The following is a 24,445-nucleotide window of genomic DNA, read 5'->3' on the forward strand; positions in this document are numbered from 1 at the left end:
CGGCCCGGTTCACTGGCGAGCTACTTTCTCCGCGAAGGCGATGCCCGCGCCACCAGGAACGTCCCTGATCCGGCTGAGGAAGAGCGCCTCGGCCACGCATGCTCGTTCGAAGTCGCCGAGATCCAAGCTTTCGTTCGGGCCGTGTGCCTGGCAGCCAGGATCCGCGGCACCGACCGCCAGGACCTCAGCGGCGGGGAACAACCGCTGAAACGTGGCGATGAAAGGAATCGACCCGCCAACGCCCATCTCGACCGGCTCGTTTCCGAATGCATCGGACCAAGCACCACGTGCCACCTCATAACCTGGACCGGCTGTGGGAAGGACACAGGGCTCGCCGCTGTGGTCAAGGGTGACAGTGAGGTGAGCGCCCCAAGGGGTCCGTCGTTCCAAGTGCTCACGGACGGCGCGGAAGGCGGACTCCGTAGAGTCGCCGGGAGCGATGCGCACGCTCAGTCGGGCCAGCGCGGACGGGCTCAATGCGTTCGGTGCGTCCGCCGCACCGGGTGCATCGATACCCAGCACAGTCACGGACGGGCGGTTCCAGAGCCGATCCGCCAGGTCGTCGTCGCCCAGTGCCCGTACGCCGTCGAGTAACCCTGCCTCACGGCGGAAACGGTCGGGACTATAGCCGAATCCGCTGGAGGGCCCGTGGTGCAGACCGGGGACCGTGACGTTGCCCTCATCGTCATGCAGCGTGCTCACCAGTCGGCAGAGAACGCTGAGCGCGTCCGGCGCACCGCCACCGAACAAGCCACTGTGCAGCGCGTGGTCCAGGGTCCTGACCTCAACAAACAGGTTAAGCAGGCCGCGTAGGGCGGTGGTGAAAGCCGGCCGACCGACTTCCCAGTTCATGGAGTCCGCGATGATGATGTAATCGGCGCTCACCACGTCCCGATGCTCGACCAGAAGAGCCTCCAGCGACGCCGACCCATATTCCTCCTCGCCCTCGACGAAGACGACCACGCCGACGGGAAGGTCGTCCCCCAGCGCCCGCAGTGCCGTGACATGCGTCATGATCCCGGACTTGTCATCGGCTGTTCCCCGACCGAACAGGCGTCCGTCCCGCTCGACCGGTTCGAACGGATCTGTCAGCCATAGGCCGGGGTCGCCCGGCGGCTGAACGTCGTGATGCGCGTACAGCAGCACCGTAGGAGCTCCGGGGGGCGCCTCCCGGCGGCCGATGACCGCAGGCTGACCGCCAGCGCTCACCACTCGAACGTCCGGCAGGCCCGCTCCGCGAAGCACCTCCGCGACAAGGGCGGCGGACCGCTCCAGGTGGTGGTGGTCAAACCCCGCGAAGGCTATGCCCGGAATCCGGACGAGGCGTTCAAGAGCGGACCTTGCGGCAGGCATTTCACGGCGTACGCTCTCGCGGATCTGAGCAGCTACCTTCATGTCTCATCTGCTTTCTCGGAGGTCGCTATCGTGACGCGGTCAGAACGGCAGCGGGTCACCGGTGGTCATCCGGTCACCACGAAAAGCCTGCTCGTCGGCATCCGCATCGGATGGCAGGCCACGTTCGTAAACCCAGCGCGCCGGAATGCTTCTTCCCATCGCACCTCGGAGGGCAGGTGAACCCCCATCGAAGAGGAGTGCAGATAGGTGAAGAGGCTGCTGAACGCCCGCTCCCGCGGGGTGGTCGCGTACGGCACGGCATCGCTGATCACCAGCCGGCCGCCCGGTGCCAAGGCAGCTCTGCAAGCGCGCAGAATGGCGTCGAATACGTCCGCCCGGCCCGCGACGTCGTGCATGACGAACCCCGCATGAATCACGTCTGCGCCGTCGAGGGGTGACGGATCGGCCGGCAGCGATTCGATCGGGCGGTTTACCACCATCAGCCGCTCGTTGACACCGGCCAGGGCCCCGGCCCGGCTCGCCTCCTCGCAGGCCGCATCGCTGATGTCGACAGCCACGCCGGTGCTGTTCGGCAAGGTCTTCAACAAATGGATCACCAGGGCCGCCGCCCCGGCTCCGAGATCCACGACCTTGGCCGGCTTGTGCTCGACGATCTCAGCGAAGGCAGCGTGGTAGAAGCCCCGCGATCCGATCCAGCGAGAGGACACGGCCACGCTCCGGCCGTCCCGCTGGTACCGCTGCTGGGCACCCTGCGGGTCACTTAGGAACTCGCGAGCATTATCGATGTACGGCCGGTTCGCGGTCATGGCCCAGGACACGTACCCAGCCTGATAGCGCAGATCCGCCAGGTTCCTGGCGCCGACGAACATATCCTCCGGGCCGGCCGGACCGACCAGCCCCGCAGCGCCGAGAGCCTCCAGAATAGCGGCTGCACCTTGCTTCGGAATTTGCGCAGCCTCGGCGACGTCGTCGAGGCTGAAAGGCTCGCCGGCATCCAGGAGTGCGGACAGATCTAGCTTCTCAGCTATCTCCAGAAGTGCGGTGGTCGCCGCCAGATCGGCGGCCGGCTCTCTGGTCCACTCGCTAGTCATGTCGCCTTGTGCTCCCAACGGTGATCTCGGCCCCGCCGCTGCTGCGGGCCCTGTCGCGAAGTGGTGGATGCGCCTCAAGCCAACGGCCAAGCGTCGAAGTCGCCGCGAGCCGTGATGGAAATATCCCGTTCAAGCAGTGCGGGGATGTCCGCGCCGTCGCGCCGGATTCGGCTGCCGATCGCCGCTCTGTGAAAGTCGATGACATCCGCGGGCAGGGGCAGCCGGCCCGGGTCGGCGAGCCTGACCGCAGACCTCGTGTCCCGTAGCGGCAGCGCTGCCCCGGCATTCCACCGGCTCGGGGAAAACGGGACGTCGAACCAGCCGCGAGCGACGGCAATGCCGACGGCTCGGCCGACGTCGTAGCCGGCTTCCTCGAGGGCCGTGTCCAAGATCGCCGTTGCCTCAGCCAGGATGAGTTCTTCCTCGAGATGGTCCTGTTCACCCAGCGCAGGCGGATTCTTCTCGGCCCTGCTCCGGTCCCGAACGAAACGTAGACTCTCCCCGTTGTCCTCCAATGTCGGAATGCGTATGCCCTCGGCATAAGTCTTAAGCATGAGCCTTACCGCGCCACTGCGCGCGGCAGTGACGGCAGAGCCGGACAGGATCTCTAGGGCTTTATCCCGAGCACTGGGGAAGGGGCCCATGTACTGGTGCCAGACGACATACACCGCCACATCGGCGAAGCCGGCCCGTGCGAGATACTGCGGGCCCAGGCGGTACAGCGCCCGGACCGCCGCCAGGTCCTGAGCGCGGTTGCCCTGTTCGGCGTAGCCGAGGGTCACCGATTTCACCCCGCACTCGGCGGCGAGTAACGCCTCGAAGACGTTGAGCGCGATGGCGATGCAAGGCGGGACCAGACATGCGGTCAGAACCCCAAAGAACTCCCGGTCGATGGTGATTCCGAATTCCTGATGATAGCGGCCCGCAAGCCGGTCGACGTACCTCCAGCGCTGCACGGCATGCGATATCGGATAGTCGCGGAAGTAGGGGAGATTGTACGAGAGCGCCCCGCCTTCGAACGCTGCCACACCCGCGGCAAATGAAATTTCGGCGAGCAGGCGCGGATCGCGGGTGCTGTGCCTCACCTGGAGCGGCACCGTCGGGAAGCGATCGGCGATGCGGGCCATCGCTTCCACCCCATAGTTGACCGCCGGGTAACCGTTGAGCAGAGACGCTGACGGATGCGTATTGGAAACGTCCTTGAGTATCCGGTTGATGTCTTCGTACCGGTTATTCCGGGTCAGGGAGTCGACCTGGAACGACAGGACGTCGGCACCCAGCTTTCGCAGCGCGGCGAACAAGGCCTGCTGGCCCTCCGGGGACGACACTCCCGTACGCGGGTGGATGAGCATCTGCCCGCTCTGCCTGGCCTCCTGCTGAAGCGAAGCGAGCCAGGCATGGCGGCGGAGCCGTTCAGCATTCGCCTCGAGGCTGCCAGCCTTCACTCCAGTCGGCCATCCGATCAATACGTCTTCGCGGGTGTCGCTCTCCTGCAGCGCTTCGGCAGAAGCAAACTGCGCGGGGGAGGCGATCTCTTCGAAGCACCGGCCCCGAGGGGGATGCGCCCGCAGGTCGGCGCTCAGGTAACGCAATACCTCATCGACCGGGATGTAGCCCTGGAAGATCCGGTCAAAGCCCAGCTCAGACAGATCGTCGAGATTTCCATCAAGGGTGGGGTAGCCACCCAGATACCAGAGCGGAGCAGTATCGGGGAAGCTCGCCCGGAAGTCGGCCAGATGCTCTAGGTAGTATCGGGCGTGACCATCCATGTTGCTGATCAGAACGGCGTCAGCGTACTCGGACCGGCTCATCAGAAGGTCGAGCTCACACTGCGCGCCCAGGTAGTCCACCTGATAGCCGGCGCGAGCCAGGGCCTGGTGCAGGACCGTCAGTCCTATCGAGTGGGCGTCGCCGCCCACGCCGGCAAGGACCAGCCGCATCCGCCCTGCAACATCGCCACTCATTTCGGAAGCTTCGGTCGGGTGGGATCGTCGAGCCCGTAGAAGCGAACGAGCCGTCGACGTTGCACGCTTTCGTCAAATGCTCGCCGGCCGTGCAAGAACCTCCTGTTGCGCCAGAACAGAATCTCACCGCGCGCCAGCGCGAACGCACGTTGGTTATCGGCGCTCTCGGCTATCCGGTCAACGAGGTCCAGCGCCTCCGTCAACTGCGGTGGACAGACGCTCTCAGCCCTGTTCCACCCGGCGACCAGGTACCTACGCAAGTAGCGAATCTCGTCGTCGCCACTGAGAACTGGAGCCCACTGCCGGACCTCGGGTCCGTCATCCTCCGCCGCAAAAGGCTGCGGCTCACGCAGCACCGCCAGCAGGCCGGGGTCGACTTCTCGGACGCCGTCCACGATCGTCCGACCGTCGACCAGCACGGTCTCACCGCCGCTGGATGCGGGCGACTGGCACAACAGAACCCCGATGGACGGAGGTACGGGCAGAAGGCTCCCGTCGGTGTGCAACCCGCCTGCTGCCGCACTCGCCGAGTAATGGCTGCTGCCGGACTGCCCGGGCCGCACCTCAACGGGGTAGACAAGCTCTCCGGTGTTGTACTGCGGGACCGGGACGGAGATGAGTGTGACGAGGTTCCATGCCGCCACGGTCAACGCATGGTCGTCTAGATCCTGGGGCAGAGCTACGACCGCAGCTTGCTTTTCGCGGAGTTGACGCATTAGTGACGCCACGGCTACGCCCAGGTCTGGATCACTGATCTCGAACGGGTCGGTCGGCCAGGCATTCGCAGCCACGCCGGCGTCGACCTGCCGGGTGAGCAGTCCGTCGGCCCGGGCTGCGAGGACAGCGGCTGCCTCAAGCATAGTTCGTCTCCGTGGCAAAGGTAATTCGGTGGGCGGATGGATCTATCGAGCGAGATGACAAGCCGGGTGCCCAATCGAGTCGTGCACCCGGCCCGCCTACCACTACTTGGCCGGCTCGTCGAACCGGAGGCCGCCACGCATCGACGGCAGCTGGTACTGAGCCGCAGTGCGGATCTCGGGCTTGACTGCCTCGACCGCCGGATCATCCACCGGCGCAGCGCGCAGCGCCTGCTTGAGGCGCGAGCGCATGTTGGACTTCGTCATTGTCTTCACCTCCCCTCTCAGAGAATCTTGTGGACCGTAGTGTCAGTCCACGCTCATAGATGGCGAAACCCGGTCGGGCGCGTGCAACTGCGTCACGATTTCACTCTGCAGGAGCGCTTCCAAACCTTTGTCGACCATTTCCTGAATCTTTCGATCGGAGGTTCCTTCAGGAACGGCGTCGCCAAACTCGGCGACGAGCTGTTCGTAGGTAATGCCGTCACACAATTCGTAGATCAGCCAGGAACGCGCGTCCAGATAATGCACGTTTGGTTTCATCGGGGTGTAGACGAGCATGCAACCCCATTCGGGCACCTCTCGGGCACGGACGTCATCCCTCACCCGGAATGAGTCGCTTGGGGAGAATTTCGACATGGACGCCTCGATTCGTAGTGGTGCAGAATGGATCCGGCGCATCCCAGTCACCGGTGAAGGCGTATGCAGTGGAACGGCACCCACCGCGGGACCCCTGCGTCGCCTCGCATTCTGGACAGTGCGGCTCTACATTCCGGGCCCGCAACCGCTTGAAAAGCGGGTGGTTCCAGGTCTGCAGGAACGGGACCTCACGAACGTTGCCGAAATCTGCGAAATCGCGCAGATAGGAACATCCCACCGACTTGCCAGTGGAATCGACCCCGGAGGCTTGCCAGCAACAATTGGCGTCACGTGGATGCCAAGATCGCATGAGGTAGACGGATTCGGGAACCACCAGTCGATCCAGCGCGGCCATCTGTTCTGACAGCGACAGCGCCATCTCGGACCAGTATGCCTTCGCACGGCCCAACGGATACAGTCGGAGAATGCCGACGCGCTCCACGCCCGCTTCAGCCACCAGATCGACGAACTGCTGAAGTTCGTCGACGTTACGCCGAGTCATGATCATCGTGGCGACGACCTCGATATCGGCGTCGCGCGCCGCCCTAAGACCGGCCACGGTGCGCTCAAAAGCGCCATCAACACCCAGATGCCAGTCGTGAGTCTCTGGAGTGGCACCCATGAAGTCGATAACCAGGCTGGCCACCCCGGCGTTCAGGAGCTCTTGACAGCGATCGGCATCGAGCAGCGTGGCGTTGGTCCGCAGACGCACCAACATTTTGCGGGAAAAATAGCTGAGCAGGTCGAGATGGTCAGCACGGTGCAGGGGCTCACCACCCTCGACAAGGAGTTCAATGACGCCGGACTCGGCCATGTCGTCCGCGACCTTCTTGAAGACGTCGGCGCTCATCTCCCCCTCCGGGGGTGCCAATGAGCAGTCTCCATAGCACTGTTTGCATTTCATGTTGCAACTCGCGGTGAGCTGCACCCAAGACTTCACAGGACGATGTAGCGTCAGTTGTTCCGCGGCGCTGGCGCCCGGTGGCGAGAAGTCGAGGTCGGTCATCTCTTCATCCCTCACAGTTTGGTGGCATCATGCCTCGATAAGCCACTCGTGGTCAAACAACTGGCGACGTCCCACGCGAACCTTGAATCTGCAATGAAATACGGTGGAGGCCATTCACCTCCGCTCCGGAGAGTGGATTAGTTCGATCCAATCATCGACGTCGATTCAGGTAAAGAGGTTTTGCCTGTAACCTGTGTCACATTCGGCATGTTCGAGTCAGATGTTAAATAGCTCCCGGCCAGGGGGTTTCTATTGTCACGGCTCCGCACCGGGGGCAGTAGGGCGCGAGCTGCCGGGGTCGGCATTCGCCCCGACGCGCCGAGCGCAATAGGTACCCGACGGATGATCTTCCCCAGCAACGACTTCGGGTTCATCATGACGTTGCGTCACCAGGACGACAAACGGCTCAAGGTGACGAAGCTACCTGTGACGCTCGCGTGTCGGCCGCTATTCTTAGTCCAACGGATCCGAGAAGGTCGAAGTCAGCCAGGAACTCGTCTCCGGCAGCCACCGGCACGGCTGCATGCAGCGCACCCGTCAAAATGAGGTGGCCGGCTGCAAGCGTGACGCCCTGCGATCCCAGTGTGTTTGCAAGCCACGCCACCACCGCTGCCGGATCACCGAGGGCGGCCGCACCGGTCCCAGCGGCAATCCACTCGCCGTTGCGCCGGAAGCGCATGCCGATGCCTCCCAGATCGATCCCTGCGGCCGGCACGGCACGGCTTCCGATGACCACGGCGCCTGCAGACGCCAGATCAGAGATGGTGTCCACCAGCTTTATACGCCATCCCTCGAACCGTGAGTCGACAATTTCAATGCTGGCATGGACGTCGGCAACGGCAGCCCTAGCGTCCTCCACCGTGACTCCGGGGCCGGCAAGGTCGTCACCCAGTCGGCAGGCGATTTCCGCCTCGACACGCGGCTCGATGAAGGCTTCTAGCCGCAAGACGTCACCCGGCGGGTAGACGGTTGAGGCGAAAACCGGGCCGTAGTCCGGGGAGTCCAAGCCGAACAGCCGCTGCATCGGCTCAGAAGTCAGCCCGGCCTTGTAGCCCACGACTAGTTCGCCATCGGCCTCCAGCAGGGACACCAGTTCTCGCTGGATGGCGTATCCGTCTAGCGGCCCCAGGTCGGGACTGGTATCGGTGAAAGGCGGTATCGGCGTACGCGACGCGCGTGCTCTGTATAACGAGTAGGCGTGGGTTCGCGCGTCGGCGCGAGACAGCGAATTCAAGCTACTCCCCCCGAATGCCAGCGGACAACACCCCAAGGTGCGTTGTTCGCTCATCGATGGACAGGCGCACGCTGCGCTGCAGCGTCTGATACGTCTCGACCAACTGGTCGTGAGAATTTGCGGTGAAGTAGGCGTGCCCGAAGCCCTGCCACACGAACGGCGGCACACCGATCGTGTCACCAACCGAGCAGTACACGCTCAACTCATGGACGCCCGGCTGAGCCAATGCCTCTTCCACACCCGTAATGGCTGTGATCCGCCCGGCCTTCGAGGCGAAGAACTGGCAGAATCCGGCTGGCGTCTGCCGCGTCGGAGTAAGGTCGGGTTCCCTGCCCATGGCCAGGTCCAACACGGCATGTACCATGTCCACGCCGGTGCTACCCAAGACTGTTTGATAGAGCGGTCCGCCACCGAGCCGGGCAGCGCACTCTAGGATAGTTGGCTCACCATCGCTTGTGATGCGGAACTCGGTGTGCGTAGCTCCGATAGTGATGCCCAGCGCCTCGTGCGCCCGTGCCGTCGCCTCCTTAACCTGGTGGATGGTGGCAGGTGGCAGCAAGCTTGGGGTTCGGTAGAAGTATTCCTCGAAATTCGGTCCTTCCAGTGGGAAAGGCTTGTCGTGAATGGCCACGACCCGCGTGTTCCCGCCCACAACGACAGACTCGACGCTCACCTCGATGCCTGCCACGTAGCCCTCTAGCAGCGCCGCGCCCTCGTATTTCTGGATCATCCGCCGGTGCAGCGGGTCGTAGACAAGTTCGGTCCAGGCGCCCTTGCGTAGCGGATCCAGATGGGCGGCCAGGTCGGCATCGTTGTCGAGCCGGCGGATGTACATGCTGCCGCCACCGATCAGTGGCTTGGTCACCAGCGGATAGCCGATGCGTGCGGCTTGCTTCCGTGCCTCTCCCAGGTCTCGTGCGAGCCCGTATGCAGGCTGGAGCAGTCCCGCCTTACTGAACGCGCAGCGCATGGCGTACTTGTCGCGCGCAGTTTCGGCGGTTCGCTCGCTTACGAACGGAACGCCCAGCCGCGCCGCCACAGCCGCGGCGGCGGGAACGCTGTGTTCGCTGAAAGTGACCACGCCACGGATCGACTCGGCCTCGTCTCGGGCCGCGGCGTCGACCGCCAAGAGTGTCCTACCGATATCTGCGGTGTCGACGCAGATAACACGGTCTGCGATCTCGTTTTCCCATGTCGGATCTGCCATCACCAGCAAAAAGCGTTCGCGGTGCCGTTCAGCATATCTTTTGATATGGATCAGTTGGCTGCGCCGGCTCGTATTTTTGCTATGCACCAGCAGGATGCTCATGTCCCCGCCTACTCCCCCGTCCTAAGTCGGCAGCACCGACAACTCAGAGTTTGACCATGGATCGAGCTCAACGCAAGACCCTTGCAGCCGTCAATCTCGCTGGCGATTCCATTAGCCCAGCTCAAGCACGGTGTAGCGGTGCAGAGGCGCAGCTACCGGGCGCTAAACAGCATCACGAGGCCTTGACAACCACTGCGTTCCGCGGCGACAATGTCAGCGTTGTCGATGCAAAGGCACACGGGTGCCTGCAGTTTGCCCAAGGCTTCGAAACAGGGGATTGGCTTCTAATCTGTGACCAGCGACAGTGAGTCCACCGGGCTTTTTTGGGTAGACGGGTCCTGCCATTGCGGCGGTGTCAGGTTCTCAATCGCACTTACTAAAAACGTGACCATTACGCTCTGCAACTGCAGGATCTGCTACATGTCGGGACATGAGGAAATCATGGTCCCGGAGTCTCGATTCAGGCTTCACGAGGGCCAGGAATACCTGAAACCCTACCGTTTCGGCGTCAAGATTGCAGACCACACCTTTTGCGCCGTCTGCGGGTTGATGCCTTTCTATCGACCCCGATCACATCCTACGGGTTTTTTCAGCGTCAACGCGCGGTGCCTCCGCGGCGGGAATGCGGTCGTCGAGCGCCGTGGCGATCCAATAGACCTCGGCTTTGGGGAAGAGATCACCTACGCGCCGTTCGACGGGCAGAACTGGGAAACCGCATTCGCCGCCGGGCAACACGCCGTAACGGAGTAGCCAGCCCGCGCTAGCGCACGCGCTGCGCCACCGAAACCGTTCAAGCAATCCAGGAAGTGTGCGCTCGACATGCCTAAGATCATCCTGTTGAACCTGCGCGCCGAGTTTCCGCCGGACATCGGCCTGGCCGCTAAGTATCCCCTCACCAAATCGTGCTTGCGGACGTTGTGGTACGCGAATGCTGGCGACATCGTCGTCAGCCCGGCGGCTTTGGACGAGGCATCACTGCGCTACGTAGGTGAGATTCTCGGGTTTGACGCCGGCACGATTTCGGTCGTGGTCCGGGACCGGGTCCTCACTGATGACGTCCTGCTGTCCGACGACCTGGTCGCCGAAGTGCGAGCGCACATGGCCCGCGGTTCCGACTGGACGCTCATGCCTTGCTTCGTCACGGAAGGCGTCGCTGAACTCGCCACTCTGTTGGGATTCGACGCCGGCATTGGGCTTCGCTTCGCCGCTGAGCGCGGCTCCGACCTCCTGAACCGAAAGTCGCTTTTCCGTCAGCTGGCCGTCGGTGCCGGCGTGCCCCTTGCGAGGGGCACGATCGCGCGTTCGCCTCAACGGCTCGCTCGAGCCATGGCGGACCATCTTCCCCTGACCGGGTCCGTCATTGTCAAGCGGGACAACGCGGGAGGCGGACTGGGGAACATCGTGTTCACCGAGGGCCGCCTAGGCCCGCTACCAGGGGCACGAGAGACTCGGCCTGCACCGCCAGACCCAGCGAAGATCGCCGCCGAGGTGTGGAACGAGCTGACTGACGACCAAAACCCCGTGCTGGTGGTCGAGAGCTATCACCGGGCCGCGCACGAGTTCTATTTCGAGTACCTCATTGAGGACGACGGCCAGGTTCGTTTCCTCAACAATGGAGCCTTTAAGCTGCGGCTGGTCGACGGCGGCAGCGCGCTGGCGTGGATTGGGCTAGAAATCCCGGCGGACGTGCCCGCCTCCACGCTTGCCGAGGCTCTCACACACGGCACTTCATTCGCGCGAACCGCCGGACAACTAGGATACCGCGGCTACATCAACATCGACATGATCGCTACTGTGGATGGGGATCTTATCCTCAACGAGTCCAATGCCAGGTGGGGTGGGGGTCTCGTCCTGCACACCATCGGCGAGCGGCTGCTCGGCAGGCGTTACGCAGACACCCACATCGTCTCGTCGGTCCGAAACCTGCGGCCCGTGTCGTTGGACGTGCTCACCCGGGAGCTGCACCGCCGAGGCCTGCACTTCACCGCTGACTCCGGCGAGGGAGCCGTCATCGTCGCCTGTGATGCGCACAGCCGGGAAACCACCGAGTTTGCGTTGATCACCCGGCATCGGGAACAGATTCCGGAGCTGGAGAGCAGGGTCCGCGAGACCGTCGAGGAATTGATCGCAGCTACTACCCCGCGCCGTAGCGCCGAATACTCCAGCCACAGTTGACTGATCGGTAGTTTGGCAAGTCACCGGCATGGACGCTGGCAGAGGCATGCTGGCGGCGCCATACCGGACCGGACGCCCGGACCCTCGCTCGCTCGCTCGATTCATAGGACCACGGATCGCTTAAGCACTGTTTGGACTGGACAGGTGCCGCCCGGCGGGCGGAGTTTGACCCAGCTTGAGCCTGGGCGTGGATGTGTCCCGATAGGGGCCTCGCCAATTGGCACCGTCACAGTCCTGATCACCACGTCCGGTCGACGCCAATTCCTGTTCTAGAGTGGAAGGATCTGATGGTGCCCACCGACGCCCCGACCAACGTTGCAGTGGATGAGTAGATCATCCTCGGGGTGGACACGCACGTCGCCGCAGTGGTCACCATGCCGCGTGCGCTGGTGGACACCCGGGCATTCCCGACCACCGCCGCTGGCTACACCGCCTTGGTGAGTTGGGCGCGCGGACACGGTCGGCTGCGCCGCGCGGGTGTGGAGGGAACCAGCTCCGCCTTGACCCGGCACCTGCGCCGCGACGGGCTGCAGGTCATCGAGGTCAACCCGACCTGACCGTGCGGTGCGCCCACACCGCGGCAAGACCGACGCGGTCGACGCGGAGAACGCCGCCTGAGCGGTGTTGTCCGGGCAGGCCACCGGCCTGGCCAAGAGCGGCGACGGCGCCGTTGAGATGATCCGCATGTTCAAGATCGCAAAGGACTCGGCGGCCAAGGCCCGTACCCAGGCATCAACCAGCTCAAGGCCGTGCTGCTGCGAGCTGACCCGACACTGCGGGAATCGCTGAGCGGTCTCGGCCTCGTCGCGCTGATCCGCCGCTGCGCAGCCCTACCCCCACCACCGACTACAGCACCCGCGCGGCAACCATCACGGTCCGACGCAGCCTGGTCCGCCGCGTCCTGGCCCTCACCGACGAAACCCGCGCCCTGCAACAACAGATGAGCAGCGCCATCGCCACCTGCGCGCCGCAGCTGCTCTACCAGTACGACGGCGGCCCCGACACCGCCGCGGCGCTACTCATAACCGCCGGTGACAACCCCGACCGGCTGACCAACCAGGCGGCCTTCGCCGCCCTCTGCGGCGTCAACTCCATCGAGGCATCCTCGGGCAAGACCGCCCGTCGCCGGCTCAACCACGGCGGCGATCGGCGCGCCAACAGCGCCCTCCACACCATCGTCCTGACCCTACTCGGCGGCGACCAACGCACCCGCAACTACGCCCCCAAACGGGCACGCGAGGGCAAACCAACGAAGACGCTCATCCGCTGCCTGAAGCGCTACGTCGCCCGCGAGGTCATCCCCCTCATCACCGCAGCCGTGTCACCAGCGACAAGGCCGACCCCGTGACTTGACAAACAGGGGCGCCCGCGGCAGCGGCCTCGCCGCGCTCCTCTCGATCATTGTTTACCCAGCTCGCCAGGTACCGTCTTTGGTGCTCAGGTCACGCGCGACCTAAGCGACCAATTTCCCGGTCTCCCGCAAGATGCGCACCGCACCCGCACGGGAACTCCGAATCGAACCGGCGTCCCATCTCAGCCATGGATCTCTATACCTCAAGCTCTGGCCTCCACCCTACGAGGGGAACCGCATGTACGGCTCGAGCACTAACACGGGTCAACTCGAGGCCCGTATCCGGGGTATGAGTGCCGCGCTGCTGGCCATCTCTGCGACGATGTGATCGAGAATCGGCCTCGATGTAGCGAAGTTGATACGTACGAAGCCCTCCCCCGGCGCACCACAATCAGCGCCATCGACCAGCGCGACCTTGGCCCTTCGCAGAAAGAAGCTCGCTGGGCTTTCGTCGTGAAGCCCGAGGCCTTGGCAGTCCACCCAGCCGAGATACGTGCCTTCCGGTGGGCGGAAGCTCGTATCCGGCAAGCGCTCCGCCAGCAGTTTCGCCAGAAAGTGCCGGTTACCGTCCAAGTAGGCGACGACGTTACGCAGCCAGTCCCGGCCCCTCCGGTAAGCCGCAATTGCCGCAAGCACCCCCAAGATCGATGCTCCGTCGGTCGCAAGTCGATCGAGATGAGCCCATCGGTTACGGTCCGCGGCGTTACTGAGAAGGACCTGGGCACACTTCAGTCCCGCCAGGTTCCAGGCCTTTGATGCGGACACCGCCGTAATCGTGTGTTCCGCCGCAGAATCTGAGAGCGATGCGTACGGTACATGCCGGTGTCCCAGGTAGACCAGCGGTGCATGGATCTCGTCGGCGAAGACGCGGCCCCCGTACCGGTCCACCACCTCGCTGAGAGCCATAAGTTCCTCGGTCCGCATCACGCGCCCGAGCGGGTTGTGCGGGTTGCACAGGAGAAGAAGATGTCCACCCGCCCGGTATGCGTCGCGCAATGCGTCGAGATCGTACACGTACTCATTTCCAGAGCGGACCATTTCGATCTGGATCGTCCGCCGTCCGAGAAGACCCGGCACAACGAGAAACGGCATGTACGCCGGCACCGGGACAATGACGGGCGAGCCCGGGCGCGAGAAGTGCTCGATCGCCAGGTGCAAAGCGCGGATCACGTCCGGAATGACACGAACATCGTCAGCCGAGACGTTCCAGCTGTAGGTGTCCTGCTGCCAAGCCGCACACGCCTCGCTCAACTCCCGCTCGAAGGCCGGCGGAACGTAGCCAAGGAGCCCCCGGCCGACGGCGGATCGAAGAGTGTCGGCGACTGCGGGCGCGGTGCCAAAATCCATCTCTGCAGCGTCCGCCCCCAACAGCCCAGGGCCGAGCATTGTCCATTTCAGGTGGCCATCCCTCCGCATTGCGTCGGCCGATATATCGTTGAACATGGTCATGTTTCACCGCCTCAAAGGTTGTGCAAGGAGAGACCACTATACATCGAGGTCCTTCGAGGTTGGTAGCGGTTGCGACGCAGGACGAAGATGGCCTGCGCATTCGCGGTAGTTCTGCGGAAAAGCGGCGCAGCTTGGCGCGGACTCGCCGGGTATTTGGGAGTGGTCGATAGCGGCCGAGCCGCGACCCGGTCGAGCGGGACCAGCGATCGGGAATCGCCTAGGCCAGAGCGCGAATGCGATACGCGCCAGCGGCAAGATCGTCAGGGGCCACCGCGAGCAGGTTGGAGGCCATCGTGTACACCGACCAACCACTCGACCGTCCTGCGCCTCTTCATCAACCAACGTTGCGGCTGCGTCATGCCTACTAAGGGACGTCTCGTAACCCAGCAGAGACTCGCAGGTAGGCCGGTCATGGCCGACGGCGCCTACCGCGGCAACCCCGAAGTGATCATCCCGCGCCGCAAGCCCGCCGACGGCAGCGACCTGCCGGCCTGGAAGGAAGACCTCAACCGCGAACACCGCACGATCCGCGTCCGCGTCGAACACACCCTGGCCCGGATGAAGAACTGGAAGATCCTGCGCGACTACCGCCGCGCCGCCCACACATTGACCGATGCCGCTTCCGGCATCGCCAACCTGCACAACATCGCCCTCGCCGGGTGAGCACCAACCCGGTACCGCGCAACGCCTTCATCGGGTTACGAGACAACCCTTAGCTCAACGCTTCCTGCGATGAGACATCCACCGCCACTAGCCCACGCCGAGCACATCAAATTCGCCGCCCAAGCGTATGGGCGGCTGGTAGTGATCGCTGGTGCCTTAGACCTTCGGGCGCTCCTGCATGTAGGCACGAGTCGTCACTCACCGTGCGGATCCTGTGGCACATCAGCGCGGCGGGTTAGCCCGAAATCGTCCGCGAGACAGCCCATGAGGAATATCTGTGGGGTCCAGGGTTGACATGGGGCTGACCGTACCTGTTTCCTGGATAGGCGGGGCTTGTGGTTATCCTGCCCCGACATTGATCCTGGCCATAGGAGGGCGGCCCGAACTGTGAACAGCGCCACGAGTGAATACATAAGGCGTTGCCTTACCGATGAGAAGTTGCGAACGGCGATGTCTGCCGCTCCACTGTCGTCTTCGTTCCGCACTTTTCGCGGAAACAGGCTCCTGCCTCGACCACTCTTTGCTACGCAGGAGGCGATCGGCGCGGTAGCCAAGGATCTCACCGATGTATTCGACTTGATTATCTCACTTCCCGATCGGCTGTTCGACGGCGACCTCGATCGATACTGCGCGGCCGTTGGGATCGAGCCCCGTCGGGCGGCGCTAATCCGGCACTTCCGCACCATGAAAGCCACCCGCTGCGGGCGAGCTGACCTCTACCATGACGGCTCTTCCTTTAAGCTTCTCGAATTCAATATAGGCAGCACAAACGGCGGGTCAGAAGTAGCCGAAGTGGCTCGCGGCCTGATGGCAGTAGAACCCTTCGTGGAGTTCGCCGAAGAATTCGGCCTCAATTACGTGGACGTCATGGCAGAAAGAATGGCGATGCTTAGCCGGGCAGCTGCAGCGGTGTCGTCTGGACCTGATCCCGTAATCGCCATCATAGAGGCGGACGGGTGGCTGGCCGTCAATCAGGAAATGTTCCGCATGCTTCAGAGTTTGATGGGGCGCTATGGAGCACGAGTCATGCTGGGGGAACTCGGGCAGCTGAAGGAGAAGGGCGATCGACTGCTTTTGGACGGCACACCGCTAGATGTCATTGTTCGCTACTTCAGCGTCGATCAGATTATCGATGATCCAACCGGACGGGCGGCCTATGAGCTGATCTGCCGGGCCCATGAGCAAGGAAACGTGATCCTGCACACGCCGCTCGAAAGCCACCTTTATACCGACAAAGCGACGTTGGCCCTGTTGTCCGATCCGGAGTACAGCAGCGCTTTTTCCGAGTCGGAGCGACAGCTTATCGGTAGATTGCTTCCCTGGACACGGACCTTACGTGATGTTCGGACCGAGTTCAGTGGCGAGCGCGTCGATCTCATGAAATTCTGCCAAGAGCACCAAGAAAGCCTAATTCTCAAGCCCGGCGCGGGGTATAGGGGAATCGGCGTCGTGGCAGGCTGGGAAACCGACAGGGAGGAGTGGGCCTCGTCGCTGCGCCGCAGCGTGGGCGGGCCGGTCATCGTCCAGCACCGCGTCGTACCTAGTCCCGAGCCGATCGTTAACCCTGACACTGGGGACCTCGAAGAGGTTCTGGCAACCTGGGGCGTGTTCATTTTCGAAGATGGCTACGCCGGGGGCTTGATTCGCACTACCCCGCCTGGCGGCGGCGCAGTCATAAACATGGGCGGCAACCCAAACGCTTCCATGACGAGCCTGTTTACCTATCGGGGCGGTGACGCTCTTGAGGTGTCGGAAACTGTTGCGGCGGCGGCAGGTTGCTGATTAGTCCGGCTGAGGGCTGACAGGAAAGGTCCTGGGGGCCGATCCTGCGGGCGGCCGTGGACGGCGTGGCCAGATTGGTTTGCTATCCGGGGTGTGGGAGATTCGCGATCAGGCATAGCGGACCTTGGCAGCGGTGGCATGGCATAGCCTCGGCGGAGGTGGGTTCTATCCTGATTTGTCAGCTGACGTTGGCCGGCCCGAGAACGCTCTTCAGGTCGCCCATCAGCGCGGTGGTGGGCGCCACCCGGAACGGCCCGAGGCGCAGCGTGGTGACCTTGCCGCCGTTGAGCAGCTTGACGTGCACCTCGGTGTCGCCCGGGTGCAGCACCAGGGTTTCCTTGAGCTTCTCCACCAGCGGCGGGGTGCAGCGGTGCACCGGGATGGTCAGGGTGACCGGCTTGTTCGCCGGGTTGCTGCTGATGTCCGGCATGGACAGGTCCATCGCCATGATCCGCGGGGTGTCGTCGCGGCGGTCCACCCGCCCCTTGACCACCACGATCGCGTCCTCGGCGATGTACTGGCCGATCACCTCGTAGGTGTTGGGGAAGAACAGCGTCTCGACGCCACCGGCCAGGTCCTCCAGCGTGGCGGACGCCCAGGCCCGGCCCTGCTTGGTGACCCGGCGCTGCACGCCGGAGAGGATCCCGGCCAGCGTCACCACCGCACCGTCGGGCACGGTCCCCTCCTCGGAGAGGGCGGCGATGGTGCAGTCGGCCGCCGCGCCGAGCACGTGCTCCAGGCCGAACAACGGGTGGTCGGAGACGTACAGGCCGAGCATCTCGCGCTCGAAGGCCAGCTTGTCCCGCTTGTCCCACTCCCCCTCACCGATGACCGGCATCACCGTGGTGCTGCCGCCGGCGTCCACGTCGCCGAAACCGGCGCCGAAGAGGTCGTACTGGCCGACCGCCTCCTTGCGCTTGACGTCGGCGTACGCGTCGATGGCGTCGGCGTGCACGGCGAGCAGGCCCTTGCGCGGGTGCTGCAGCGAGTCGAAGGCGCCAGCCTTGATCAGGGATTCGATGGTCTTCTTGTTGCAGACCACCGCGTCCACCTTCGACAGGAAGTCGTAGAAGTCGGCGTACGCGCCCTTCTCCTCGCGGCAACGCATGATCGAGGTGACCACGTTCGCGCCGACGTTGCGGATGGCGGCCAGGCCGAAGCGGATGTCCCTGCCGACCGGGGTGAACGGCCCGGCCGAGGTGTTCACGTCGGGCGGCAGCACCTGGATGCCCATCCGCCGGCACTCGGACAGGTAGAGCGCCATCTTGTCCTTGTCGTCGCCGACGGAGGTGAGCAGCGCCGCCATGTACTCGGCCGGGTAGTGCGCCTTGAGGTACGCCGTCCAGTACGACACCAGGCCGTACGCGGCCGAGTGGGCCTTGTTGAAGGCGTAGCCGGCGAACGGGACGAGGACGTCCCACACCGCCTGGATCGCCTCATCGGAGTAGCCGCGCTCGCGGCAGCCGTCCCGGAACGGGATGAACTCCTTGTCGAGGATCTCCTTCTTCTTCTTACCCATCGCGCGGCGCAGCAGGTCGGCCTGGCCGAGGCTGTAGCCGGCGAGGATCTGCGCGGCGCGCTGCACCTGCTCCTGGTAGACGATCAGGCCGTAGGTGGGGGCGAGGATCTCCCGCAGCGGCTCCTCCAGCTCCGGGTGGATCGGCGTGATCTCCTGGAGGCCGTTCTTGCGCAGCGCGTAGTTGGTGTGCGAGTCCACACCCATCGGGCCGGGGCGATAGAGCGCCAGCACGGCGGAGATGTCCTCGAAGTTGTCCGGCTTCATCAGCCGCAGCAGCGAGCGCATCGGGCCACCGTCGAGCTGGAACACCCCCAGCGTGTCGCCCCGGGCGAGCAGCTCGTAGGCGGCCTTGTCGTCCAGCGGCAGGGCCAGCAGGTCCAGCTCCTTGCCGTGGTTGAGCTGGATGTTCTTGACCGCGTCGTCGATGATCGTCAGGTTGCGCAGGCCGAGGAAGTCCATCTTCAACAGCCCGAGCGACTCGCACGTCGGGTAGTCGAACTGGGTGATGATGGCCCCGTCGGCGTCCCGGCGCATCAGCGGGATGTGCTCGATGATCGGCTCGGCGGACATGATGACACCGGCGGCGTGCACGCCGGTCTGCCGGATCAGCCCCTCGATGCCCTTCGCGGTCTCGATGACCTTCTTGACGTCCGGGTCGGACTCGTAGAGGCCGCGGATCTCGCCGGCCTCCGCGTAGCGCGGGTGCTTCGGGTCGAAGATGCCGGAGAGCGGGATGTCCTTGCCCATCACCGCCGGGGGCATCGCCTTGGTGATCCGGTCGCCCACCGCGTACGGGTAGCCGAGCACCCGGGCCGAGTCCTTGATCGCAGCCTTGGCCTTGATCGTGCCGAAGGTGGCGATCTGGGCGACCTTGTCCTCGCCCCACTTGTCGGTGACGTACTTGATGACCTCGCCGCGCCGGCGCTCGTCGAAGTCGATGTCGACGTCCGGCATCGAGACGCGCTCGGGGTTGAGGAACCGCTCGAAGATCAGCCCGTGCGGGATCGGGTCCAGGTCGGTGATGCCCAGGGCGTACGCGACCAGCGAGCCGGCGGCCGAGCCACGGCCCGGGCCGACGGCGATGCCCTGGCTCTTCGCCCACTGGATGAAGTCGGCGACCACGAGGAAGTACGACGGGAAGCCCATCTGCACGATGACGCCCAGTTCGTACTCCGCCTGGGCGACGTGCCCCTCCGGGATGCCGTTCGGGAAGCGGCGGGCCAACCCCTTGAACGTCTCCTTGCGGAACCAGGACTCCTCGGTCTCCCCCTCGGGGATCGGGAACCGCGGCATCAGGTTGTGGAACTCGAACATCCCGGTCGGGTCGACCTTCTCGGCGACCAGCAGGGTGTTGCGGCAGCCCTGCTGCCACAGCTCGGAGGTGTTGACCGCGCGCATCTCGTCGGCCGACTTGATGTAGTAGCCACTGCCGCCGAACTTGAACCGGTTCGGGTCGGCGACGTTCGCCGCGGTCTGCACGCAGAGCAGCACGTCGTGCGCCTCGGCCTGCGCCTCGTGCGTGTAGTGCGAGTCGTTGGTGACCACCGGCGGGATGCCGAGCTTGCGGCCGACCTCGATCAACCCGTCCCGGACCCGGCGCTCGATGTCGATGCCGTGGTCCATGATCTCCAGGAAGTAGTTCTCCTTGCCGAAGATGTCCTGGTACCTGGCCGCCGCCTTGAGCGCCTCGTCGAACTGGCCGAGCCGCAGCCGGGTCTGCACCTCCCCGGAGGGACAGCCGGTGGTCGCGATCAGCCCGGCGGCGTGCTCGGCGAGGATCTCGGCGTCCATCCGGGGCCACTTGACAAAGAAGCCTTCGGTGTAGGAACGGGTGGTGAGCTTGAACAGGTTGTGCAAACCGATCTTGTTCGCCGCCCAGATCGTCATGTGGGTGTAGCTGCCGCTGGCGGAGACGTCGTCGCCCTTCTGCTCCGGCCGTCCCCAGCGGACTCGCTGCTTGTGGAAGCGCGACTCCGGCGCCACGTACGCCTCGACGCCCAGAATCGGCTTGACCCCGGCGGCCATCGCCTGCTTGAAGAAGTCGTTCGCGCCGTGCAAGTTGCCGTGGTCGGTCATCGCCACCGCCGGCATCCCCTGCCGACTGACCTCAGCGAACAGCTCCCTAAGCCGGGCCGCCCCGTCGAGCACCGAGTATTCGGTGTGCACGTGCAAATGCGCGAACGAGTCAGCCATGCGGAATGCCTCCGGGGTCTAGTCAAGAGTTGATCGAGACCGGTCGGCCCACCTTACCGAGCCGACGGCGTTCGGCTGTGGATGCCGCGCATCTCCGGATCGCGCATCCAAACTCGGTCGGGTCCTACCTCATAGGCCCGCGACGTCGAGCGCTTCCTCATCCCCTCACATCGGCATCTGATCCTGGGAGAGCTGACCTCCGGGCAGCTCAACACGCCGTTCACGCAGATCACCGCCACCAATCGTCATCCGTGCGCGGCCACCCGGGCGGTCGTCGGTTCCCCGACGTCCGAGCAGCCATCGAGCAGCCAGTGGATCCCCATGCACGCGTTACGGCACCGCAGACGAGGAATGACCAAGGGCCGTGGACGCAACCGAGCGGGGGCTCGCTGGCCTACCGCCGGCCATAGCTAGTGCCTTGACCCACGAACGTTCACGGTGTCGAGCGGACGGTAACCTCGGCGCGGTGACGGAGGACGACTTCATGATCAGGCTGAGCCGGGACGAAGCGTTGGTGCTCTCGGACTGGCTTCACCGGATGATGGGCACTGCCGATTTCGACGACCTGGTGGATCGCGACCGCGCAGTGTGGTCCCCGCTGTATCGCATCTCCGGAACGCTGGAGACCTCGCTGGCGGAGGTGTTCAGGCCGGACTACCCCGTCCGGCTGCAGGAGGCGAGGAACCGGCTACTGGATGCGCTTGGCGAGGTGGGGCGGCCAACCGGCGACGCGTGACGGTCAGGCAGCGCGTGGGGTCGGCTGCCGCCAGCCTCGTTGGCGTTCGCTGCGAATGCGGGCGCGTTCGCGGCGTTGGGCGGCCAGGACGTCGGGGTGGCGTGCGTTGGCGTTTCGCCAGCACAGGTAGGCCTGCAGTTTGCGGGTCAGGACGGTGTGGTTCGGATGCTCGGAGCCGGCGATCACGAAGGTCCGCAGCGGGCCGAACTGCGCTTCGATCGGGTTGGCCCAGGACGCATACGTCGGGGTAAAGCACAGTTCGACCTTGTTCCGGGCCGCCCACGCCCGGATCTTGAGGCCCTTGTGCGCGGACAGGATGACGTAGATCGGCGCTCCGTCCGGACGCGCAGCCCGGATCGATTTGAGCGCGGCGAGGGTGTTCGCCGCGCTCTTGCGACGCCTGACGGCGCCCCAGAGTTGGTCGTCCCCGACGCTGTAGCAGCCGTGGAATTGCCGGACGCCGTGCAGCTTGTGGTAGTTCGCTGGCAGCCGCTGCGGATGCCCGGACGGCGCCCACCCGGCACCGGCCTGCGGACGGATGACCAGTGGCCCGAACTCGTCGAAGGCGAACACCCGCTGCGGTAAATGCGCGGTGACGTACTCGATGCGGGCCAGCTTGGCATCCCGGTCGGGGTCGGTGGACTCCTTCCACGTCTTCGTCCGCTGAAAGGTGATCTTGTGCTGGTGCAGGATCTGCCGCAGCCGCTCCCGCCCGATCCGAACTCGGCGGACGGCATGGGCGGTGAGGTAGTCGGCGAGCTTACGCACGCTCCACCGGGTGAACGGCCGCCCCAGTGCTTCGGGGCGGGCGTTGGCCGTCTCGACGATGAACACCTCGTCATCGTCAGTGATCAGGCGGGGACGGCCACCCGCCCACTGAGGGTTCAGGCTGGATGACCTGCCGGACCGTGTCCTCATCTGCCTGCACCAGCCGGGCGATCGCCAGCACTGTGTTCCCACCGGCTGAAGCGAGCACGACCATGGCTCGCCGTAATCGGACCGCCGAGCCGGTACCACGACGGGTGATCCTCAGCAGCTGCTGACCCTCCTGGTCACTGAGCCGCCGGACGCGCACGGGTTCTGCCCCCGCCACAGCCTGAAGCCCGCGACGCCGCCCGTCAGCCAAGCCGGACGGCGTGTCATCCAACACCGCGAACCTTCGTGGTCAGAGCACTATCTATCGGCCACGCCCGTTTGCGCGTGGGTCTTGGCGGCGATCGCGGGAATTGCTGCCGACCCGGACGGGACCAGGCGACCGCGCGGTCCCCGGGCCGTAGTGGGTGGGTGGCCACGTGCGTCGTGAGATTCGTACGGGCACCCACCCACCACCAACGTCCATCGAAGTAATTCGTGGTCAGGCAGCGTTGAGTGCCTGCGGGGCTACGTCTCGCTGCCGGTCGATCGTTGCTGTCGAGGCCGTGCGGGGCGTTGCTGCGGTAGGTAGGCCAGCCGGGGTCGGGCCGACGTTGCTGCCGACGATGGCGGCACGTGCGTTTTGCAGGGCCGCGATGAGTCGGTCGATGCCAAGGACGTTGAGGTCGGCGCCTTCGCTCTTCGTGTTGAGGTACACGTACGGCGGGCGGTTCGGGTCGTCGTCGTGCTCCAACGCGACCTTGATGTACGAGTCGCTGTAGCCCTCGCCTGGCACGCGATCGATGACCTTGGAGTGTATGAGCATGTTGCCTGGTGTTCGTGCGTCCAGGATCTCTCGTTTCGAGTGGCCGTCGCACCATGTGATCCGGGGGCATGGCGCGGCCAGCCAGAAGGGTGACCCTGCCGGTGGTGGTGCGATCGGTAGGGCTTCCTCGCCGCGCTCGGCTGCCGAGACGAGTTTGTTCGCGAGGTCATCAGCTTCCGCCAGGGTGCAGGTAAACCAGGTTTCCTCGGCCCACCGGTCACGGAAGAACCGCAGCGCCGGCTCAATCTCAGCGGGCCGCTGAACGAGTTTGACGTGCAACCGCGCGGCCTCGTACCGGCGTTCGACGGGGACCTTCTCGCCGTGGTCGTGGACATCGGCCAATGACAGCCGCATCTGGACCGCGGCACTCTCATGACGCCGCTCGTCGCGCTTGTCATCGTGGAAGTGGCCGAACACGCACCACGAGGGCTCCGGCCCCACCATCCAGAACGGCCGGAAGACCGGCGGCGCGGCGGGGGTTTGAGTCAGGCCTATTGCCGGGTTGTTCGTTCCGGCCAGCGCCGTCGCCGAAGTCGCTTGGTCCGCCGGAACAGTGGGGTAGGGCGAAACCGGACGGACGACGGCCAACGACCGCGGAGACCGTCCGGGGCGGAGCGTACGGCCCTTCGGGCCCGTCCTCCGTCGGCCCAAGCTCTTCGACATCGCGCTTCCTCTCCCATCAGGGGCGCTACCACGCCCGGCTCGCCTGTCCCCTCGCTGTTCGCGCGGCAAGGCCCCATCAATATCCACCCTCCACAACAGACACCGTCGGACATTATGTGCGCTTTTGCCCCTTATATACCGACGGCAAGGGCGACAAGCGGTGTGTCCGGCGGTCCCCGATCGGTCATGGATAGATCAGCGCCGAGGGCCCAACTGGCGACCCGCGGTGGCCCACCGGGTGCCGATACGTCGGCGAACTTCCACCACCCAGGTCCGCCTGCCACATCGGTTACACGCTGGCTCGACCCCTGCAGCCTGCCGTAGGCCAGTCCGGCGCCGCCACCGGCGACGATGATGGTCATGATGATCCCCGACAGGACGGTGACGTCGAAGAGCACCACGCTGAGCTGTCGGCAACCTGAACGTTCGTCGATATAATTCTGTATGGTGGCCCAGCCGCACCCTGGCTGGCTTGCAACAATCGACCTGCACGGAGGCACCCCCGGTGAGGCAGGTAACGCGGACCGGCGTGATCCCCACCTTTCGTGAATTCCTCACAGAACAGCGGCTGGACGCTGCAACCCTAACGGTTGAGCAGACAGACGTGATGTGGCAAATCTACGATCAGATGATTTGGCTGCGAGTGGAGGCAATGCGGGGCCATCCGCGCTTCGCCGCCTCACACAGCCTACTCAACGATGCACTAAGGGCTGTCTCGTAACCCGGTGAAGGCGTTGCCCGGGACCGGGTTGGTGCTCAGCTCGCGAGGGTGATGTTGTG

Annotated in this window: 19 protein-coding genes and 1 pseudogene; 7 read left to right on the top strand and 13 right to left on the bottom strand. The window is 64.6% G+C overall.

Translation table 11 applies throughout. From position 1 onward, the window contains the following. Positions 1-9: 9 nt before the first annotated feature. The 9 genes from AC1WTP_RS30695 to AC1WTP_RS30735 all read right to left on the bottom strand — a co-directional run bounded on the left by AC1WTP_RS30695 (position 10) and on the right by AC1WTP_RS30735 (position 9,456). Positions 10-1,395, bottom strand: coding sequence for a M20/M25/M40 family metallo-hydrolase (locus AC1WTP_RS30695; protein WP_481652724.1), 1,386 nt, complete (start codon positions 1,393-1,395; stop codon positions 10-12). Positions 1,396-1,460: 65 nt separating this feature from the next. Further along, complete coding sequence (locus tag AC1WTP_RS30700) at positions 1,461-2,447, bottom strand: class I SAM-dependent methyltransferase (RefSeq protein ID WP_481652725.1); 987 nt, start codon at positions 2,445-2,447, stop codon at positions 1,461-1,463. Between the two features lie 74 nt (positions 2,448-2,521). After that, a complete protein-coding gene (locus AC1WTP_RS30705; protein ID WP_481652726.1) occupies positions 2,522-4,411 on the bottom strand; it encodes a cobalamin-dependent protein in 1,890 nt (629 codons plus the stop codon). After that, on the bottom strand, positions 4,408-5,271 hold the full coding sequence (locus AC1WTP_RS30710) for a TauD/TfdA family dioxygenase (RefSeq protein WP_481652727.1): 864 nt from the start codon (positions 5,269-5,271) through the stop codon (positions 4,408-4,410). Before AC1WTP_RS30710 ends, AC1WTP_RS30705 begins: the two co-directional genes overlap by 4 nt. A 102-nt stretch (positions 5,272-5,373) precedes the next feature. After that, positions 5,374-5,535, bottom strand: coding sequence for a hypothetical protein (locus AC1WTP_RS30715; RefSeq protein WP_481652728.1), 162 nt, complete (start codon positions 5,533-5,535; stop codon positions 5,374-5,376). A 42-nt stretch (positions 5,536-5,577) separates the two neighbouring features. Further along, positions 5,578-5,829, bottom strand: coding sequence for a hypothetical protein (locus AC1WTP_RS30720; RefSeq protein WP_481652729.1), 252 nt, complete (start codon positions 5,827-5,829; stop codon positions 5,578-5,580). 34 nt (positions 5,830-5,863) lie between these two features. Further along, on the bottom strand, positions 5,864-6,913 hold the full coding sequence (locus AC1WTP_RS30725) for a radical SAM protein (RefSeq protein ID WP_481652730.1): 1,050 nt from the start codon (positions 6,911-6,913) through the stop codon (positions 5,864-5,866). Positions 6,914-7,319: 406 nt separating this feature from the next. Further along, positions 7,320-8,003, bottom strand: a complete 684-nt coding sequence (locus AC1WTP_RS30730) for a 2-keto-4-pentenoate hydratase (RefSeq protein WP_481652731.1) — start codon at positions 8,001-8,003, stop codon at positions 7,320-7,322. Positions 8,004-8,148: 145 nt separating this feature from the next. Then, positions 8,149-9,456: an ATP-grasp domain-containing protein gene (locus AC1WTP_RS30735; RefSeq protein WP_481652732.1), complete on the bottom strand. Its 1,308-nt coding sequence runs from the start codon at positions 9,454-9,456 to the stop codon at positions 8,149-8,151. A gap of 291 nt (positions 9,457-9,747) precedes the next feature. Between AC1WTP_RS30735 and AC1WTP_RS30740 the strand changes: the two genes are divergently transcribed. The 4 genes from AC1WTP_RS30740 to AC1WTP_RS30755 all read left to right on the top strand — a co-directional run bounded on the left by AC1WTP_RS30740 (position 9,748) and on the right by AC1WTP_RS30755 (position 12,979). Continuing rightward, positions 9,748-10,206: a GFA family protein gene (locus AC1WTP_RS30740; protein WP_481652733.1), complete on the top strand. Its 459-nt coding sequence runs from the start codon at positions 9,748-9,750 to the stop codon at positions 10,204-10,206. A 69-nt stretch (positions 10,207-10,275) separates the two neighbouring features. Beyond that, on the top strand, positions 10,276-11,631 hold the full coding sequence (locus AC1WTP_RS30745; RefSeq protein ID WP_481652734.1) for a preATP grasp domain-containing protein: 1,356 nt from the start codon (positions 10,276-10,278) through the stop codon (positions 11,629-11,631). Positions 11,632-11,975: 344 nt separating this feature from the next. Next, a complete protein-coding gene (locus tag AC1WTP_RS30750; protein ID WP_481652735.1) occupies positions 11,976-12,188 on the top strand; it encodes a hypothetical protein in 213 nt (70 codons plus the stop codon). A gap of 383 nt (positions 12,189-12,571) precedes the next feature. Continuing rightward, positions 12,572-12,979: a transposase gene (locus AC1WTP_RS30755; RefSeq protein ID WP_481652736.1), complete on the top strand. Its 408-nt coding sequence runs from the start codon at positions 12,572-12,574 to the stop codon at positions 12,977-12,979. Positions 12,980-13,246: 267 nt separating this feature from the next. On the opposite strand, the gene AC1WTP_RS30760 is transcribed toward AC1WTP_RS30755, so the two are convergent. Continuing rightward, positions 13,247-14,431 (bottom strand): MalY/PatB family protein, encoded by a 1,185-nt coding sequence (locus AC1WTP_RS30760; protein WP_481652737.1) that lies wholly within the window; start codon positions 14,429-14,431, stop codon positions 13,247-13,249. A 357-nt stretch (positions 14,432-14,788) separates the two neighbouring features. On the opposite strand from AC1WTP_RS30760, the gene AC1WTP_RS30765 reads away from it, so the two are divergent. Continuing rightward, positions 14,789-15,094, top strand: coding sequence for a transposase family protein (locus AC1WTP_RS30765; protein ID WP_481652738.1), 306 nt, complete (start codon positions 14,789-14,791; stop codon positions 15,092-15,094). A 387-nt stretch (positions 15,095-15,481) separates the two neighbouring features. Further along, positions 15,482-16,876 carry a hypothetical protein gene (locus tag AC1WTP_RS30770; protein WP_481652739.1) on the top strand — a complete coding sequence of 465 codons (1,395 nt, stop codon included), beginning with the start codon at positions 15,482-15,484 and terminating at the stop codon, positions 16,874-16,876. Between the two features lie 178 nt (positions 16,877-17,054). On the opposite strand, the gene dnaE is transcribed toward AC1WTP_RS30770, so the two are convergent. Continuing rightward, positions 17,055-20,588 (bottom strand): DNA polymerase III subunit alpha, encoded by a 3,534-nt coding sequence (gene dnaE, locus AC1WTP_RS30775; RefSeq protein WP_481652740.1) that lies wholly within the window; start codon positions 20,586-20,588, stop codon positions 17,055-17,057. A gap of 466 nt (positions 20,589-21,054) precedes the next feature. Between dnaE and AC1WTP_RS30780 the strand changes: the two genes are divergently transcribed. After that, positions 21,055-21,324 carry a hypothetical protein gene (locus AC1WTP_RS30780; protein WP_481652741.1) on the top strand — a complete coding sequence of 90 codons (270 nt, stop codon included), beginning with the start codon at positions 21,055-21,057 and terminating at the stop codon, positions 21,322-21,324. A gap of 3 nt (positions 21,325-21,327) precedes the next feature. Here the strand turns inward: AC1WTP_RS30780 and AC1WTP_RS30785 are convergent. Both AC1WTP_RS30785 and AC1WTP_RS30790 read right to left on the bottom strand, forming a co-directional pair. Beyond that, a pseudogene (locus tag AC1WTP_RS30785) lies at positions 21,328-22,417 on the bottom strand (IS630 family transposase). Between the two features lie 261 nt (positions 22,418-22,678). Continuing rightward, entirely contained in the window at positions 22,679-23,590 is a 912-nt protein-coding gene (locus tag AC1WTP_RS30790) for a DUF6907 domain-containing protein (protein ID WP_481652742.1), read from the bottom strand. Between the last annotated feature and the right edge of the window lie 855 nt (positions 23,591-24,445).

Source organism: Micromonospora sp. R311 (genome assembly GCF_056780015.1).

What these genes read in the sequence shown, in the direction of transcription:
- AC1WTP_RS30720 (WP_481652729.1), bottom strand. Translation starts at nt 5,829, where the DNA reads ATGCTCGTCTACACCCCGATGAAACCAAACGTGCATTATCTGGACGCG.
- AC1WTP_RS30710 (WP_481652727.1), bottom strand. Translation starts at nt 5,271, where the DNA reads ATGCTTGAGGCAGCCGCTGTCCTCGCAGCCCGGGCCGACGGACTGCTC.
- dnaE (WP_481652740.1), bottom strand. Translation starts at nt 20,588, where the DNA reads ATGGCTGACTCGTTCGCGCATTTGCACGTGCACACCGAATACTCGGTG.
- AC1WTP_RS30705 (WP_481652726.1), bottom strand. Translation starts at nt 4,411, where the DNA reads ATGAGTGGCGATGTTGCAGGGCGGATGCGGCTGGTCCTTGCCGGCGTG.
- AC1WTP_RS30715 (WP_481652728.1), bottom strand. Translation starts at nt 5,535, where the DNA reads ATGACGAAGTCCAACATGCGCTCGCGCCTCAAGCAGGCGCTGCGCGCT.
- AC1WTP_RS30765 (WP_481652738.1), top strand. Translation starts at nt 14,789, where the DNA reads ATGCCTACTAAGGGACGTCTCGTAACCCAGCAGAGACTCGCAGGTAGG.
- AC1WTP_RS30760 (WP_481652737.1), bottom strand. Translation starts at nt 14,431, where the DNA reads ATGACCATGTTCAACGATATATCGGCCGACGCAATGCGGAGGGATGGC.
- AC1WTP_RS30700 (WP_481652725.1), bottom strand. Translation starts at nt 2,447, where the DNA reads ATGACTAGCGAGTGGACCAGAGAGCCGGCCGCCGATCTGGCGGCGACC.
- AC1WTP_RS30755 (WP_481652736.1), top strand. Translation starts at nt 12,572, where the DNA reads ATGAGCAGCGCCATCGCCACCTGCGCGCCGCAGCTGCTCTACCAGTAC.
- AC1WTP_RS30725 (WP_481652730.1), bottom strand. Translation starts at nt 6,913, where the DNA reads ATGACCGACCTCGACTTCTCGCCACCGGGCGCCAGCGCCGCGGAACAA.
- AC1WTP_RS30695 (WP_481652724.1), bottom strand. Translation starts at nt 1,395, where the DNA reads ATGAAGGTAGCTGCTCAGATCCGCGAGAGCGTACGCCGTGAAATGCCT.
- AC1WTP_RS30735 (WP_481652732.1), bottom strand. Translation starts at nt 9,456, where the DNA reads ATGAGCATCCTGCTGGTGCATAGCAAAAATACGAGCCGGCGCAGCCAA.
- AC1WTP_RS30745 (WP_481652734.1), top strand. Translation starts at nt 10,276, where the DNA reads ATGCCTAAGATCATCCTGTTGAACCTGCGCGCCGAGTTTCCGCCGGAC.